This window comes from Streptomyces sp. NPDC033165 (assembly GCF_055577965.1).
In genome coordinates this window covers 250782-264983 of record NZ_JBVIPK010000006.1, presented here as the reverse complement: position 1 = coordinate 264983, position 14202 = coordinate 250782, and the positions used below count along the sequence as shown (strand labels likewise).

Annotated in this window: 14 protein-coding genes; 6 read left to right on the top strand and 8 right to left on the bottom strand. The window is 74.4% G+C overall.

Annotated elements, in window-relative coordinates:
- Positions 1-61 precede the first annotated feature (61 nt).
- The 5 genes from ACZ5WC_RS17190 to ACZ5WC_RS17170 all read right to left on the bottom strand — a co-directional run bounded on the left by ACZ5WC_RS17190 (position 62) and on the right by ACZ5WC_RS17170 (position 4707).
- The gene (locus tag ACZ5WC_RS17190; RefSeq protein WP_468541556.1) at positions 62-955 is read right to left on the bottom strand and encodes a 4-(cytidine 5'-diphospho)-2-C-methyl-D-erythritol kinase; all 894 of its coding nucleotides are present in this window, start codon (positions 953-955) and stop codon (positions 62-64) included.
- Complete coding sequence (gene rsmA, locus ACZ5WC_RS17185; protein WP_468541555.1) at positions 952-1842, bottom strand: 16S rRNA (adenine(1518)-N(6)/adenine(1519)-N(6))-dimethyltransferase RsmA; 891 nt, start codon at positions 1840-1842, stop codon at positions 952-954. The genes ACZ5WC_RS17190 and rsmA overlap by 4 nt, the downstream gene beginning before the upstream one ends.
- Positions 1839-3263 (bottom strand): ubiquitin-like domain-containing protein, encoded by a 1425-nt coding sequence (locus ACZ5WC_RS17180; RefSeq protein ID WP_468541554.1) that lies wholly within the window; start codon positions 3261-3263, stop codon positions 1839-1841. The genes rsmA and ACZ5WC_RS17180 overlap by 4 nt, the downstream gene beginning before the upstream one ends.
- Before the next feature lie 153 nt (positions 3264-3416).
- Positions 3417-4283, bottom strand: coding sequence for a TatD family hydrolase (locus tag ACZ5WC_RS17175; RefSeq protein ID WP_468541553.1), 867 nt, complete (start codon positions 4281-4283; stop codon positions 3417-3419).
- Between the two features lie 64 nt (positions 4284-4347).
- Positions 4348-4707: a hypothetical protein gene (locus ACZ5WC_RS17170; RefSeq protein ID WP_096627913.1), complete on the bottom strand. Its 360-nt coding sequence runs from the start codon at positions 4705-4707 to the stop codon at positions 4348-4350.
- Positions 4708-5157: 450 nt separating this feature from the next.
- Between ACZ5WC_RS17170 and ACZ5WC_RS17165 the strand changes: the two genes are divergently transcribed.
- Genes ACZ5WC_RS17165 through ACZ5WC_RS17145 form a run of 5 tightly spaced genes read left to right on the top strand, consistent with a single transcriptional unit; the run spans position 5158 to position 9124 of the window.
- Positions 5158-5334 carry a hypothetical protein gene (locus tag ACZ5WC_RS17165; protein WP_096627915.1) on the top strand — a complete coding sequence of 59 codons (177 nt, stop codon included), beginning with the start codon at positions 5158-5160 and terminating at the stop codon, positions 5332-5334.
- A gap of 10 nt (positions 5335-5344) precedes the next feature.
- On the top strand, positions 5345-6046 hold the full coding sequence (locus ACZ5WC_RS17160; RefSeq protein WP_468541552.1) for a hypothetical protein: 702 nt from the start codon (positions 5345-5347) through the stop codon (positions 6044-6046).
- Positions 6043-7134, top strand: coding sequence for a DUF6895 family protein (locus ACZ5WC_RS17155; protein ID WP_468541551.1), 1092 nt, complete (start codon positions 6043-6045; stop codon positions 7132-7134). Before ACZ5WC_RS17160 ends, ACZ5WC_RS17155 begins: the two co-directional genes overlap by 4 nt.
- On the top strand, positions 7131-8072 hold the full coding sequence (locus tag ACZ5WC_RS17150) for a DUF6895 family protein (RefSeq protein ID WP_468541550.1): 942 nt from the start codon (positions 7131-7133) through the stop codon (positions 8070-8072). Before ACZ5WC_RS17155 ends, ACZ5WC_RS17150 begins: the two co-directional genes overlap by 4 nt.
- Complete coding sequence (locus ACZ5WC_RS17145; RefSeq protein WP_468541549.1) at positions 8069-9124, top strand: serine hydrolase domain-containing protein; 1056 nt, start codon at positions 8069-8071, stop codon at positions 9122-9124. Before ACZ5WC_RS17150 ends, ACZ5WC_RS17145 begins: the two co-directional genes overlap by 4 nt.
- 16 nt (positions 9125-9140) lie before the next feature.
- On the opposite strand, the gene rsmI is transcribed toward ACZ5WC_RS17145, so the two are convergent.
- On the bottom strand, positions 9141-10022 hold the full coding sequence (rsmI, locus tag ACZ5WC_RS17140; protein WP_468541548.1) for a 16S rRNA (cytidine(1402)-2'-O)-methyltransferase: 882 nt from the start codon (positions 10020-10022) through the stop codon (positions 9141-9143).
- Positions 10023-10075: 53 nt separating this feature from the next.
- Between rsmI and ACZ5WC_RS17135 the strand changes: the two genes are divergently transcribed.
- The gene (locus ACZ5WC_RS17135; RefSeq protein ID WP_468541547.1) at positions 10076-11842 is read left to right on the top strand and encodes a dolichyl-phosphate-mannose--protein mannosyltransferase; all 1767 of its coding nucleotides are present in this window, start codon (positions 10076-10078) and stop codon (positions 11840-11842) included.
- A 141-nt stretch (positions 11843-11983) separates the two neighbouring features.
- Here the strand turns inward: ACZ5WC_RS17135 and ACZ5WC_RS17130 are convergent, their stop codons facing one another.
- Positions 11984-12502, bottom strand: a complete 519-nt coding sequence (locus tag ACZ5WC_RS17130) for a hypothetical protein (RefSeq protein ID WP_468541546.1) — start codon at positions 12500-12502, stop codon at positions 11984-11986.
- A gap of 150 nt (positions 12503-12652) precedes the next feature.
- Positions 12653-14023: a hypothetical protein gene (locus ACZ5WC_RS17125; protein ID WP_468541545.1), complete on the bottom strand. Its 1371-nt coding sequence runs from the start codon at positions 14021-14023 to the stop codon at positions 12653-12655.
- Between the last annotated feature and the right edge of the window lie 179 nt (positions 14024-14202).

Sequence of the window (14202 nt, the reverse complement as noted above, 5' to 3'; positions counted from 1 at the left end):
CGGCAGCGTCCTCGTACTCACTTGCCCGGTGAGTACGAGGGGCAGGAGGGTGCGAGAGGTGTCAGATCACGTGCGCGCCCGGCGCGGGCGACACCGCCACCCGCGCGCTGCGGCAGGTCCCGGACGTCAGCAGCGCGTCGGCCACCTTGAGGGCCACCGACTCGTCCTCGACCAGGAACGCCGTCGTCGGGCCCGAGCCGGAGACCAGGGCGGCCAGGGCCCCCGCCGCCGTGCCCGCCGCCAGGGTGTCAGCGAGGGAAGGGCGCAGGGAGAGCGCGGCGGGCTGGAGGTCGTTGCCCAGGGCGGCCGCGAGTGCGCCGGAGCCGCCCGAGCGCAGGGCGGCGAGCAGGGCGGGGGACGCGGTCGGCTCGGGGACCTCGGTGTCCGCCGTGAGGCGGTCGAACTCGCCGTACACCGCGGGCGTGGAGAGGCCGCCGTCCGCCACCGCGAAGACCCAGTGGAAGGTGCCGCCCACCTCGATCGGGGTCAGCTTCTCGCCGCGTCCGGTGCCGAGCGCGGCCCCGCCGACCAGGCTGAACGGCACGTCGCTGCCCAGGTCCGCGCAGATCGCGAGGAGTTCGTCGCGGCTCGCGCCGGTCCCCCACAGGGCGTCGCACGCGACCAGGGCGGCCGCCCCGTCGGCGCTGCCGCCCGCCATGCCGCCCGCGACCGGGATGTCCTTGGCGATGTGGAGGTGGACGGCGGGTTCGATGCCGTACCGCTCGGCCAGCGCGAGGGCGGCCCGGGCCGCGAGGTTGGTGGTGTCCAGCGGGACCTGGGCGGCGTCCGGGCCGGAGCAGGTGATGCGCAGCTCGTCGGCGGGGGTGGCGGTGACCTCGTCGTACAGGCCCACGGCGAGGAAGACGTTGGCCAGGTCGTGGAAGCCGTCGGGGCGGGCGGCGCCCACGGCGAGCTGGGCGTTGACCTTGGCGGGGACGCGGACGGTGACGCTCACTTGTCGCCTCCGGAAAGCCCGGACGCCGCCGGCTTGTTCTCCGCGATCGCCGCGAACTCCTCGACCGTCAGCGCCTCCCCGCGCGCCTGCGGGGAGACCCCGGCGGCGACGAGCGCGGCCTCGGCGGCGGGCGCGGAGCCCGCCCAGCCGGACAGGGCCGCGCGCAGCGTCTTGCGGCGCTGGGCGAAGGCGGCGTCCACGACCGCGAAGACCTCGGCGCGGGAGGCGGTGGTGGCGATGGGCTCGGTGCGCCGGACGAGCGAGACGAGGCCGGAGTCGACGTTCGGGGCGGGCCAGAACACGTTGCGGCCGATGGCCCCGGCGCGCTTGACGTCCGCGTACCAGTTGGCCTTCACCGACGGCACGCCGTAGACCTTGTTGCCGGGGCGGGCGGCGAGCCGGTCGGCGACCTCGGACTGGACCATGACGAGGGTGCGTTCGATGCTGGGGAAGCGCTCCAGCATGGTGAGCAGGACCGGCACGGCCACGTTGTACGGGAGGTTCGCCACCAGCGCGGTGGGGGCCGGGCCCGGCAGCTCGGTGACCAGCATCGCGTCCGAGTGGACCAGGGCGAAGCGGTCGGCGCGCTCCGGCATCCGGGCGTTCACCGTGGCGGGCAGGGCGGCCGCGAGGACGTCGTCGATCTCGACCGCGATCACCCGGTCCGCCGCCTCCAGCAGCGCCAGGGTCAGCGAGCCGAGCCCGGGGCCGACCTCGACGACGACGTCGTCCGGGCGGACCTCGGCCGTGCGCACGATGCGGCGGACGGTGTTGGCGTCGATGACGAAGTTCTGACCGCGCTGCTTGGTGGGGCGTACGCCCAGCTTCGCGGCCAGGTCGCGGATGTCTGCGGGGCCCAGGAGGGCGTCGGGCTCTGTGCTGCTCACCCGGTAAGCCTACGGCCGCAGTGCGGCCACGGACTCGCCCCCCGCTGTACGTACAGCTTCTTCGCCCGGTACGTCTGCTCGGCGGCGGGCGCGTCCTGGGGGCGTCCGACGCCGCCGAGGGACTGCCAGGTCCGCGTGTCGAACTGGTACAGCCCCCCGTAGGTGCCGCTCGGGTCGACCGCCCCCGGCCGCCCGCCCGACTCGCAGGCGGCCAGCGCGCCCCAGTTCAGCCCGTCCGCCCCGGCGACCGAGTCGGGCCGCTGCCGGGTGCCGGTGCGGACGACGCGGCTGACCGGCCGGCGGACCAGTTCCTCCGCGGTCCTGCGGGGCTTCTGGCGGACCCCGTTGACGGTGCGGACGGTGTACGTGACCCGGCGCACCCCGTTGCGGCCCGCCCGCTCCACGACCTCGACGCCCCGGAACAGCTCGGGGTCCTCGCTGCGTTCGACGGCGTACGGGACGGTCTCCTCGCGCACCTCGCGGGTGTCGGTGATCCGCAGGACGGAGATCGTCTGGCCGTCGCGCGGGAAGCTCGCGGGGTCCACGGAGGTGGTGTCCTGGCCGTGCAGCGTGATCCCGGCCTCGGCGACGGCCTCGCGGACACTGGCCGCGTTGGTGCGCAGCGTGCGTTCCTGGCCGTCGGCCATGAAGGTCACGGTGCGTTCGGTGCGGACGGTGAGGGTCAGGCCGGTGCGGCTGATCGGTGCGGAGCGGGCGGCGGAGAGGTACGCCCCCTCCACGCGGACCCCGAATTCGCGCAGGGCCCCGGCCACGGTTCCGGCGGTCGTCCACACCTGGTGGCGGACGCCGTCGAGGGTGAGGGTGATCGGCCGCCCGTAGCGGACGACGACCTCGTCGCCGTGGTCGAGGGCCGTGCCGGGGGCCGGGGAGACGGCGTCGTGCGCGCCGACGGTGACGCCCTCGTCCGCCAGGAGCTCGGTGACGTCGTCGGCGAAGGTGTGCAGGGTCCGGGGCGTGCCGTCGACGCTGAGGCGGACGGCCTTGTCGTTGGCGACGAACGCGGTGGTGCCGCCCGCCAGGAACGCGACGACGAGGGCCCGGGGGAGAAGGCGCCGCAGACTCTCGGGGGTCGCGACGAGCGTCCGCCGCCGCTTGGCCGCCCGCCGGGACCCGGCCCCGCCGCGCGAGGGCGACTGGCGCGGTACGGAGGGGGGCGGGGTGGGAAGGGGGGTGCCGGTGAGCCGGGTGCCGGGGAACGGGAAGCCGGTGAGCGGGGCGTCCACCATGGTCGGGTCGTGCACCGCCCCGGCGGCCCAGGCCCCGTCGACGACGGTCAGCTGCTCGTGGAACCCGTCCGGCGCGGGCGGGGCGTACGGGGCCGGGGCGAGCGGCGGCGCGAGGGCCGTGCGTCCCCTGCGTCCGCCGCGCGCTGCCCGGTGACTGCCCTGTGAAGTGCTCACGCCGCTCCCGAAGTTCCGCCCGCCGACCCCCCAGGGCCACAGGGCCGCGCGGCCCTGGTGCGCCCGGGACGATAGCGGAGCCGCGGTGACTATCCAAAGCGGTACGGCTACTCAGGGTTGCCGTGTCGGGTGCCGGGAAGACCTCCGGGGCCTTCAGAAGTCAAACGCGCGTGCCGTGTTGTCGTAGATCGCGGCGGCCAGCGCGTCCTCGTCGAGGCCCTTCACCTCGGCCATGGCGCGCAGCGTGACCGGAATGAGGTACGGCGCGTTGGGCCGTCCGCGGTACGGGGCGGGGGTGAGGAAGGGCGCGTCCGTCTCGACGAGGACCAGCTCGGTCGGAGCGACGGCGAGCGCGTCGCGCAGCGGCTGGGCGTTCTTGAAGGTCACGTTGCCCGCGAAGGACATGAAGTATCCGGCGCTCGCGCAGATCCGGGCCATGTCGGCGTCGCCGGAGTAGCAGTGGAACACGGTCCGCTCGGGCGCGCCCGCGTCCGCCAGCACCCGCAGGACGTCCGCGTGCGCGTCGCGGTCGTGGATGACCAGCGCCTTGCCGTGCCGCTTGGCGATCTCGATGTGGGCGCGGAACGACTCCTCCTGGGCGGCGACGCCCTCGGGGCCCGTGCGGAAGAAGTCCAGACCGGTCTCGCCGACCCCGCGCACGTGGTCGAGGGCGGCCAGCGCGTCGATCTCCGCGAGCGCCTCGTCCAGCGCCGCCTTGCCGCCGGGCTCCCGGGCGCCCTGCCGCGCGGTGCCCTCGACGTCCCCGTGGACGATGCGCGGGGCCTCGTTGGGGTGCAGGGCGACCGAGGCGTGGACGGCGGCGTGGGCGGCCGCGGTCTCGGCGGCCCAACGGGAGCCCGCCACGTCACAGCCCACCTGGACCACCGCCGTGACGTTCACCGCGGCGGCCCGGGCGAGGGCCTCCTCGACGGTGGCGTCCTGCATGTCCAGATGGGTGTGGGAGTCGGCGACCGGAACCCGCAGGGGCTCGGGCAGCGGCGGGGCTTCGGTACGGCTCATGCCGACGATCGTACGAGGGCCCGGCCCCCGTACGTCATCGGCGTCCGGCGCACCAAGGGGGACGTCACCTGCGGTGGAACGGATGGAGGAGGTCCGACAGCCGCCAGTGGCGCTCGGGGGCGGCGGCGACGGACACCGCCCGGTCCTCCGCCTCGCGCGGCGCGGACTGCTTGCGCAGGAGCTCCTGGACACCGGCGACCCGCCCCGCCCGCATGATGCGCACCACGTGTCCGCCGCAGTTGGTGCAGGTGGGCGTGGAGAGCGGGGACGGCACACGCTCGCCGTCGGCCGTGTAGACGACGAAGTCGTGGCCGTGGACGTCCGTGTGGTGCTGAATCTCGTAGGACTGCTCCCAGCCGTATCCGCACCTCATGCAGGCGAAGGCGTACGCCTCATGGACGGTGGTCGCTGCGATCTCGCTCATGCCCGCTCCTCTTGTCCGCCGGTCAGCGCTCCGGGGACGGCCGACCCGCCCGAGGGGTTCGAACAGGTGGCCCGTCCCTTCCAGTGGACACCTGGACGCGGATGGACGCACCAGCTCAGGGCCGATATTGGTGCGTTCTTGGCCTCCTTTTGCCGCCCTTTGCCCCTGCATGGCGGGACAGAGACGCGCAGCAGGACAGGCCGTGACCGCCGGGTCACCGAGCGCCCCTGTCGCGCCGGGAGGCGAGCGTGAACGCGCCCGCGCACGACCCCCGTACCCACTCCTTCCCCTCCCCGAATTTCCGGCCTTTCATGCCGCCCTCGCCCCAGGAATTCACCATTCAATTGAATGCGTAATTTCCACGGTTGTCGCAGCCCGATTTGCGGCACCCCCATTCCTCCTTTTCACTCATTACGTCCACCCCATTTCCCACAGGACGGGGAACAACCCATGTACACGACGGACACCACTGCCACCGACATCGAGCTCGATCTCGACGCGGCCCTCAACCCGGGCGAGGCCGAGGGGCTGTACCGGGACTCGCGCGAATGCGCGTACCTCGCGCTCCTCGCGGGCGGCGGCGCTCTGCTGCTCTCGCCCCCGACCCCGCGCCCGAAGAAGGGCTAGTCGTCGCCACATGGACCAGACACATGCCTCGTCCCCGCTGGCGGGCGCCGTGCATGACCTGGCAACGGAGGTGGTCCTCGCTCTTCGGAGCGGGGACCACCTCGCCACGGTGTGCGGCGCGGCGGGAATCGACGAGGAGAACCGGACCGGAATCGCCGCCGTGCGGGTCATCGGGGCCGACCTGCTGCTGCCCAGTGTTCTCCACGGACGTCATCCGCATCCGGGCGACGTCGCCGTGCTCGACCGGGCGGTACGGGAGTTCCCGCCCAAGCCCGACGCCCCGGCCGCCACGGCCTGGAGCCACTGGCACATGATCTCCACGCTCCAGCGGATCGCGCCCCCGTCCCCGGGCGCCCCCGGTGCGTACGAGGAGCCCGACGCCGCCTGGCTGGAGGACGCCCCCTGGCAGGCGCTCACCCACCAGCTGTCCGTCCTGGCCCCGCTCGCCGTCCCGGCCTCCCCCTCGGCCGTCCAGCGGGCCGCGGCGAACCGTGCCGTCGACCTGTCGCGCGGCTTCGTCCGCGCGGTCCGGCGGCGCGACTGGCTCCAGGCGGCGGGCGCGGGCCGCTGGCTCGCGGCGGTCGGCGGCGAACCGGCGACGCTGGGCCTGGAGCGCGGCCTGGACTTCGTCGAGCTGATGGGAGGCCACGACCCCCGCGTCACCCTCCAGGTGCGGGCCGCCCGGCTGATGGCCGAGGCGAGAGCGCGATGACGGCGACCGCGACGCAGGGCCCCCGGGGGCGTCCGGACCCCCGCAGCCGCTCGGGCCGGCCTCCCCGGGACCACGCCTCGCCCGGCGCGTCCCCCGGCATGCCCCCCTCCCCCGGCGCCGCGCTCGCCGCCCTGCCCCGCGTCCTGAGCCGGGCCCTGGCCTGGACCGACGCCCACCGGAGCCACTTCACGCTCCCCGACGACGTCCTGGAACCCCACACCCAGGTCAACGCCACCCTCAAACCCCTCGGCGAACTGGCCCAGCTCGGCTCCACGATCCGCCGCGCCACCGCCCCGGGCACCCCGGAACACGAGCTGGCCGGGGACCTCGTCGCGTACGCCTGGCAGCAGGTCGCGCGAGGCGACCTCCTCCTGGAGCTGCTGCGCGCCGAGCCGTTCGCCGCGTACCCGTACGAGATCTACGCCGCCTTCGCCGGGTACGGGCTGCGCCACGAGGGCTTCGAGGCGCTCGCCCGCCCGCTCACCGCGACCCGCGCCTGGGCCCACACCGAGCAGCACGCCAACCGGCAGCTGGGCCTGGTCAACTCCGAGCGGCGGGTGGGGGTGGTGACCCATACGGACGCCGGCGGGGTCCTGTCCCGGACCTGGCTGGGCGGCCTCTCGGAGCCGTGGATGTTCGAGGGCCCGTCCGGCTACGCGCTGACCCACACCGTCTTCCACCTCACCGACTGGGGCCGGATGCCGGACCGCGTGCCGGAGAGGATCGACGGCTATCTGCGGACCTGGCTGCCCGCGTGGGCCGACGGCTGTCTGGAGAGCGGGCAGTGGGATCTGACCGGCGAGCTGCTGGCGGTGGCGGCCTCGCTGCCGGGGCCACCCCCGACGGCCCTGCTGGACACGGTCTGGCCGGTGCTCGCCGACGTACAGCACACGAGCGGCTGCGTGCCGGAGACGGGCGTACCGGTGCACGAGGACGCGCCACCGGACCCGTACCCCTTCATCGACTGCTACCACTCCACGCTCGTCACGGCCTTCGCGGCGGCCCTGTCCCTGAGGTCGCTGCGGTCGCCGGGGCCGACGCGGCGGACGGCCGGGGCCGGGCCCGGCCGGGAAAGGCACACCCCATGAGCCCCATGAGCAGCAGCGGCATCCAGCAGATCCACGACGTCGGGGCGAAGGCCCTGGGCTGGCTGTACGAGCACCGGGAAGGGTTCCGGCTGGAGGCCGACCCGGCCCCGGAGGCGGGAATGCTGGACCGGTTCAAGCCGCTGGGCGAGCTCGCGCTGATCGGCAAGGTCATCTTCCGCGAGGGCGTGGCGGGCTCCCAGCAGTCCGCGCTCGCCCACAAGCTGCTGGATCACGCCTGGCACGAGCTGCTGGGCTCCGGGGCGCGGCTGCTGGAGGGCCAGCGGCGCGAACCGCTCTCGCCGGTGCCGCTGGAGGTCTACGTACCGTTCCGGGAGCTCGGCTACCGGCAGCCCGACCTGGAGTCCGCGATCCGGCTCAACCACCGGCTGGCCAGCTGGGCGGCGCTGGAGGTGCTGCCGGTGCGGCGGCTCGGCCTGAGCGCGATCGAGCGGCGGTTCGGGGTGGAGCCGAGCGTTCCGGAGACGGCGGCGCTGGCCCGCACCTGGCTGGCGCGGCGGCCCGAGCCGTGGACGGTCGAGGGGCACATCGGCTACGACATCACGCACACGGTCTTCCACCTCACGGACTGGGGCGAGAAGCCCGCGGGCCTCCCCGCCGACATCGCCGACTACCTGACGCTGTGGCTGCCCACCTGGCTGGACGACTGGCTGGACCTGAAACGCTGGGACCTGCTGGGCGAGCTGCTGGTGGTCGACGCCTGCCTGCCGTCCCCGACGCCGGCCCCGGCGGCCTGGCAGGGGTTCGCGCAGGCCCAGCAGCCGGACGGGGCGATGCCGGTGGTGGGCGGGATGCCGGAGGGCGACGAGGAGGCGGTGTTCGACCTCGTCTACCACCCGACGCTGGTCGCCGCGTTCGCCTCGGCGCTCGCGATGTCCCGCGCCCTGTCCGGCCTCAGCGCCGAACCGGCCCCGGCATGACGGACGTGACCGCGGTCCGCGTGGACGCCCCCGGCGCCTCGGCCACCGCCCGCCTCCTCGCCGAGGCGGCCCGCGCCGTCGACGCACCGGACCTGGTGCTCGCGGTCAGCCGGGGCGGAGTCCGCACGGTGCACACCGGCGGCAGCGCGGCGCCGGGCCCGGTCCCCCGGGAGCTGCTGACCTACGAGCTGGGCTCGGCGTCGAAGCCGTACGCGGGGCTGCTGCTGGCCCGGCTGGTCGCCCAGGGCCGGGTGCGGTACGAGGACCGGGCGGCGGACCTGCTGGCCCCGGGCCTCCCGGTACACCCGGCGGTGCGCCGGATCACGCTGCGCCATCTGCTCACCCACACCTCGGGGCTGCCGGGCCTGCCCGCCGACTTCTACCCGCAGGCGGTGCCCCGCTGGTCGACCGGCCCGTACGGCGGCTATCCGGCCGACCGGGTGGTCCGGGCCTTCCTGCGGGCCCGTCCGCGCCGCCGCCCCGGCACCCGCTGGCGCTACTCCAACTTCGCCGTCTCAGTGCTCGGCCACACCCTGGCGGCGGCCACGGGGACCCCGTGGGAGGTCCTGCTGCACCAGCAGGTGCTGGCCCCGCTGGGGCTGGACGCGACCCGGGTGCGCCCGGGGCCGGACGGCACGGACGCGGTCGGCCGCCGCCGCGACGGGACACCGGTGCCCGCGCTGGACACCGGGGGCTTCACGGCGGCGGGCGCGGTGCGGGCGACCCCGCTGGACCTGCTGACGTTCCTGGAGGCGCACGTGGGCGGGCCCGAGCCCCGGGACCCGGCACTGAGCGCCGCGCTCACCGAGGTGACCCGCCCGCTGCTGCGGCGCGGCCTGCGGCACGCGCACACCCACACCCTCACGTGGTTCCAGCACCCGTCCCCGTACGGTCGGGTGCTCTTCCACGCCGGGGCGACGCTGGGTCAGCAGGCGTTCCTGGGCTTCCGCCCGGACTCGGGGCTCACGGTGGCGGCGACGGCAACGCGGCGGGTGCACCGGGGGGACACGTTCGTGGCGACGGCGTACGGGCTGCTGACGGAAACGCCGTAAGCACCGCCGTACGTACCTAGGGCTTCCGCGGGGCCTTCTCCGCGTTCTTGGCGGCCACCACCGCGTCGAACACCTCCCGCTTGGGCAGCCCCGCTGCGGCGGCGACGGCGGCGATGGCCTCCTTGCGCCGCTCCCCCGCCTCCTCGCGCACGCGCACGCGCCGCACGAGCTCCTCCGCGTCCAGCCCCTCGTCGCCGGAGTCGGAGGCGCCTTCGACGACGACGGTGATCTCCCCGCGCACCCCGTCGGCGGCCCACACGGCCAGCTCTCCCAGCGGACCGCGCTTGACCTCCTCGTACGTCTTGGTCAGCTCCCGGCACACGGCGGCGCGCCGCTCGGCCCCGAAGACCTCGGCCATCGCGGCGAGGGTGTCGTCCAGCCGGTGCGGGGCCTCGAAGAAGACCATCGTGCGCCGCTCGTCGGCGTTCTCGCGGAGCTTGGAGAGCCGTTCACCGGCCTTGCGCGGCAGAAACCCCTCGAAGCAGAACCGGTCCACGGGCAGCCCGGAGAGCGCGAGCGCGGTGAGCACGGCGGACGGCCCCGGGACTGCGGTGACGCGGATGTCCTTCTCCACGGCGGCGGCGACGAGCCGGTAGCCGGGGTCGGAGACGGACGGCATGCCCGCGTCCGTGACGAGGAGCACGCGCGCGCCCCCCGTCAGGGCTTCCACCAGCTCCGGCGTACGGGCGGACTCGTTTCCCTCGAAGTAGGAGACGACACGCCCCGAGGTGTGGATGCCGAGCGCCTGGGTGAGCCGGCGCAGCCGCCGGGTGTCCTCGGCGGCGACGATGTCGGCCCGCTCCAGTTCGGCGGCCAGGCGGGGCGGGGCATCCGCCACATCACCGATGGGGGTCCCTGCGAGCACGAGCGTTCCAGTCGTTCCAGTCACATCAGCCATCCTCGCAGCACGGGCAGCGCCCTTCGCACAGATGCGTTCCCTACGATGGCGCGGTGACGAGTACCGCACCCGAGACCCAGCGGGGCCAGGACGCCGGGGACCCGCTCGGCGAGCAGCCGACCTCCTGGCAACGGCGGCTACGCCGTTTCGGCCATGTTCCCCGGGCGGAGACCTCCCTCCGCGACCGCCTGGACCCGCCGTACACCCGGCCGGGACGGCAGGTGTGGTCGGTACTCGCGATCCCGCCGCATATCGCCGACCGGCTGGTGCGTTGGTCCGCCTGGGGCGGCCCGCTGCTGGTGACGCTGGTCGCGGGGCTGCTGCGGTTCTGGAGGCTGGACCAGCCGCACGCGGTGATATTCGACGAGACGTATTACGCGAAGGACGCGTGGGCGCTGGTCAACCAGGGGTACGAGGGTTCCTGGCCCAAGGACGTCGACAAGCTGATCCTGAAGGACCCCTCCTCCGTCCCGGTCCCGACCGACCCGGGCTATGTGGTGCACCCGCCGGTCGGGAAGTGGATCATCGGGTTCGGTGAGCAGCTGTTCGGCTTCACGCCGTTCGGCTGGCGGTTCATGGTGGCGGTGCTGGGCACGGTCTCCGTCCTCCTCCTCTGCCGGATCGGCCGCCGGCTGTTCCGCTCGACGTTCCTGGGCTGTCTGGCGGGGCTGCTGCTCGCGGTGGACGGGCTGCACTTCGTGATGAGCCGGACCGCGCTGCTCGACCTGATCGTCATGTTCTTCGTACTGGCCGCGTTCGGCTGCCTGGTGGTCGACCGGGACCACGCCCGCCGCCGACTGGCCGGCGGGCTGCCGGTGGACGAGGAGGGGGTGCTGCGCCCGGACGCCAGGGTCGCGGAGACCCTGCGCCTGGGGTGGCGGCCGTGGCGTCTCGCGGCGGGCGTGATGCTGGGCCTGGCCTTCGCCACGAAGTGGAACGGCCTCTACGTCCTGGCCGCGTTCGGCCTGATGACGGTTCTGTGGGACGTCGGCGCACGGCGCACGGCGGGCGCGGTACGCCCGTACCAGGCGGTGCTGCGCCGGGATCTGGTGCCCGCCTTCGTCTCCACGGTGCCGGTGGCGATCGTGACGTACGTCGTCTCGTGGACCGGCTGGATCGTCACGGACAAGGGCTACTACCGCAACTGGGCGGCCACCGAGGGCAAGGACTCCGCCTGGAGCTGGCTGCCGGACTGGCTGCGCAGCCTGTGGCACTACGAGACCCAGGTGTACGACTTCCACGTCGGCCTGACCTCGGGCCACACGTACGAGTCGAACCCCTGGAGCTGGCTGGTCCTCGGCCGCCCCGTCTCGTACTTCTACGAGGAGCAGGCGGGCTGCAAGGAGTCGGCGACCGGCAAGTGCGCCGCCGAGGTCCTCGCCATCGGCACCCCGCTGCTGTGGTGGGCGGCGTGCTTCGCCCTGGCGTACGTGGTGTGGCGCTGGTTCTTCCGCCGCGACTGGCGGGCGGGCGCGATCGCCTGCGGGGTGGCGGCGGGCTGGCTGCCCTGGTTCTTCTACCAGGAGCGGACGATCTTCCTCTTCTACGCGGTGGTCTTCGTGCCGTTCCTCTGTCTGGCCGTGACGATGATGATCGGCGCGATGCTGGGGCCGGCGGCGGGCACGGGGGCCAGGGCCGAACTGGGCCTGACCGCCCACGACCCGACCGGTGAACGCCGCCGCACGGTGGGGGCGATCGCGGCGGGCGTGCTGGTGCTGCTGATCATCTGGAACTTCATCTACTTCTGGCCGCTGTACACGGGGACCTCGATCCCGGAGGACCTGTGGCGGGACCGGATGTGGCTGGACACGTGGGTGTAGCCGGAACCGGCGGGCCCGGCGCCTGATGGGACGCGTCCCTGATCGTGCCGGGCCCGCCGGTTCACCTGCGTGCCGGCCGACGCCCAGGTCGCCCACCGGTGCGTCGCCGGGTCGGCCATCGCCCGGGGCCCTTCGTCCGGGTCACTCCGAGCTGCCACGCCCCGCCGTACGTCGCTGCCGTACCAGGGAGACCGCCGCCACGGCCGAAATGACCAGGAAGAGCAGGGCGGCTCCGCCCGACAGCGCCGCCACCACCACCGCCCCGCCGCCCCCGACGTCCGCTTCACGGGCGACTGTCCGAGGATCGTCCGCCTGGTACCGGATGACCAGTCGGGCCCCGGCCGACTCCCTGCCGCCGCCGCTGCCCACCGGCAGGTCGGCGATGACCGTCCGCCCGTCGGCCTCGAACTCGACCCTGCACTGACCCACCATGCACGAACCGGCGGTGTGCAGCGTCGCCTGAGCCCGCTCGCCGTCCTGGAGGGAACGCAGGTGCTGGGCCGCCGGAACCATGACCAGTCCCGACAGCGCGCCCAGCAGCAGACCGAGCACCAGCGACATCACGAGGGACCCACGCGGTCCCAAGGTGCCTTCGCCCGGCGTCTGCTTGTACGCGTCGGCGGTTCCCGCGTTCGTCGTACCGTTCGGGCCCCTCGACATCCGCTGCCTTCCGATTCGTCGGCGGTGCACCACGCCCTGCGCGGGCTGTGCCCCGCGTCCCCCGTGTCCCGCACCCGAGATGAGCAGCGTATGCGCACAGGGGTGGAGGCCGCCGGGGGGGCGGTGGGTCAGTCCAGGTGGCGGGCGGGTTCAGTCACCCCCGCAGCCACCGCCCCCGCCTCCGCAGCCCGACCCGCAGCTGGGGCCGGACCCCCCGCAGCCGCCGCCGTCGGCCCGGCCGCTGCGGCCGTCACGGGTGCCCCCTCGGGACGGCGGCGGGCGGCGCGGATTCCGGCGGCGCTCCTCGGCCTCCGCGGCCTCCTGGAGCCGCTGTTGCTGACGGGCGGGGCCGTCCACCGGCTCCCACGGGCCCAGGCCGTGGCGGCGGTCGGGGCGGAGCGGTGCCGCCAGGGTGGTCGCGTACATCCGCCCCATCTGCTGGTGGCGGTGGTACTCGGCGCAGGCGTACTCCAGAGCGACCTCGTCGCCCTCCGCGAGCGTGCCGTAGAGGACCGCCTCGAAGGGCTCGTGGTGCGGGTCGACGTCGTGGTGCCCGTTCCCCGTCGCGTACACCGAACCGCTGCCCAGCAGCCGTGTCATCGCCCGGGTGTCGCGCGGGAGGGATTCGTACGCGATCAGGGGCGGCGCCGAGGTGGTGCGGGCGTCCGCGTACACCCAGTACCGCACGCCCTCCCAGGGGCGCCGGGACGCCCCGAGGCGTTGGGGCTCTCCGGCGCGCACGCCCACGATCAGGGCGGGCTGCGGCTCCTCGTGCAGCCGCCGGGCCGCACGGTAGGCGAGGTGGCCCCGGCCATAGAGGGTCGTGCCGGCCACCAGAAGCACCAGCCCGATGCGCTGCTGCCCGACCGCGTCGTATCCGCCGGACGCGCTCAGGTCGCTGACCAGCCCCTCGGTGAGGAACACGGCGGCGAGCAGGCAGACGGCCAGCCCGCCCAGGAATGCCTGGTGACCCCGGTAGCCGTCGGACTCCGGAACGCCCTTGGGCAGCGGGAAGCGTCGTGCGCCCGCCGCGGCGCGGGTCAGGGCGCGCTGACGGCGGCGGGCCCGCAGTCGCAGGCAGCCCCCGGTGAACGCCAGGGCGCAGGCGGCGAGCACGACCGTGTACCCGGCCACGGCCGGGGTGTCGAGGCCGCCGGACGGGGCCAGGGACAGGCCCGCCTCCACGGCGACGGCCAGGGCGGCGGCCAGGGCTGCGACCGGAACGTACCGGTACCACAGCGGCAGGGCCGTCAGCAGGACCGCTCCCGGGTACCTGAGCCAGTCCGTGCCGCCCCCTTCTCCCGACCCGCCGTGCCAGCCCGCGCCCGCCGACGAGATCGCGAACAGCAGGACGTACGACACCGCCACCAGGGCGGCCAGCAGCCAACCGCCCAGCACCGGGGCGAGGGCCGCCGGGACCCGCGCTTTCCGCCACCGCTCGGCGTCGGCCGCCGACCAGGTCGCGGCCCCGCCCTCGGGCAGCGCCGCGTACGGCAGTTGTTTGATCGGGTAGGCCGTCACCGGACCACCCCCGCGCACGCCCGTGCCCCCATGCTCCACGCCCCCCGACGCTCGTGTGCACTCCCCCGCGCACTCCCGTCCAGTTCTTCCCAGGGTGGCCCCAGCTCACACGGGCTGCGGAGCTGAGAGCGCTTTCCAGCCAAGCATTCCGGTCCGGTAACAACACCCTCACCATCCGC

Bases quoted from the DNA above. Each gene is read 5' to 3' on its own strand.
- ACZ5WC_RS17150 (WP_468541550.1), top strand. From the start codon at position 7,131: ATGAGCCCCATGAGCAGCAGCGGCATCCAGCAGATCCACGACGTCGGG.
- ACZ5WC_RS17175 (WP_468541553.1), bottom strand. From the start codon at position 4,283: ATGAGCCGTACCGAAGCCCCGCCGCTGCCCGAGCCCCTGCGGGTTCCG.
- rsmI (WP_468541548.1), bottom strand. From the start codon at position 10,022: ATGGCTGATGTGACTGGAACGACTGGAACGCTCGTGCTCGCAGGGACC.
- ACZ5WC_RS17145 (WP_468541549.1), top strand. From the start codon at position 8,069: ATGACGGACGTGACCGCGGTCCGCGTGGACGCCCCCGGCGCCTCGGCC.
- ACZ5WC_RS17160 (WP_468541552.1), top strand. From the start codon at position 5,345: ATGGACCAGACACATGCCTCGTCCCCGCTGGCGGGCGCCGTGCATGAC.
- ACZ5WC_RS17155 (WP_468541551.1), top strand. From the start codon at position 6,043: ATGACGGCGACCGCGACGCAGGGCCCCCGGGGGCGTCCGGACCCCCGC.
- ACZ5WC_RS17170 (WP_096627913.1), bottom strand. From the start codon at position 4,707: ATGAGCGAGATCGCAGCGACCACCGTCCATGAGGCGTACGCCTTCGCC.
- ACZ5WC_RS17165 (WP_096627915.1), top strand. From the start codon at position 5,158: ATGTACACGACGGACACCACTGCCACCGACATCGAGCTCGATCTCGAC.
- ACZ5WC_RS17130 (WP_468541546.1), bottom strand. From the start codon at position 12,502: ATGTCGAGGGGCCCGAACGGTACGACGAACGCGGGAACCGCCGACGCG.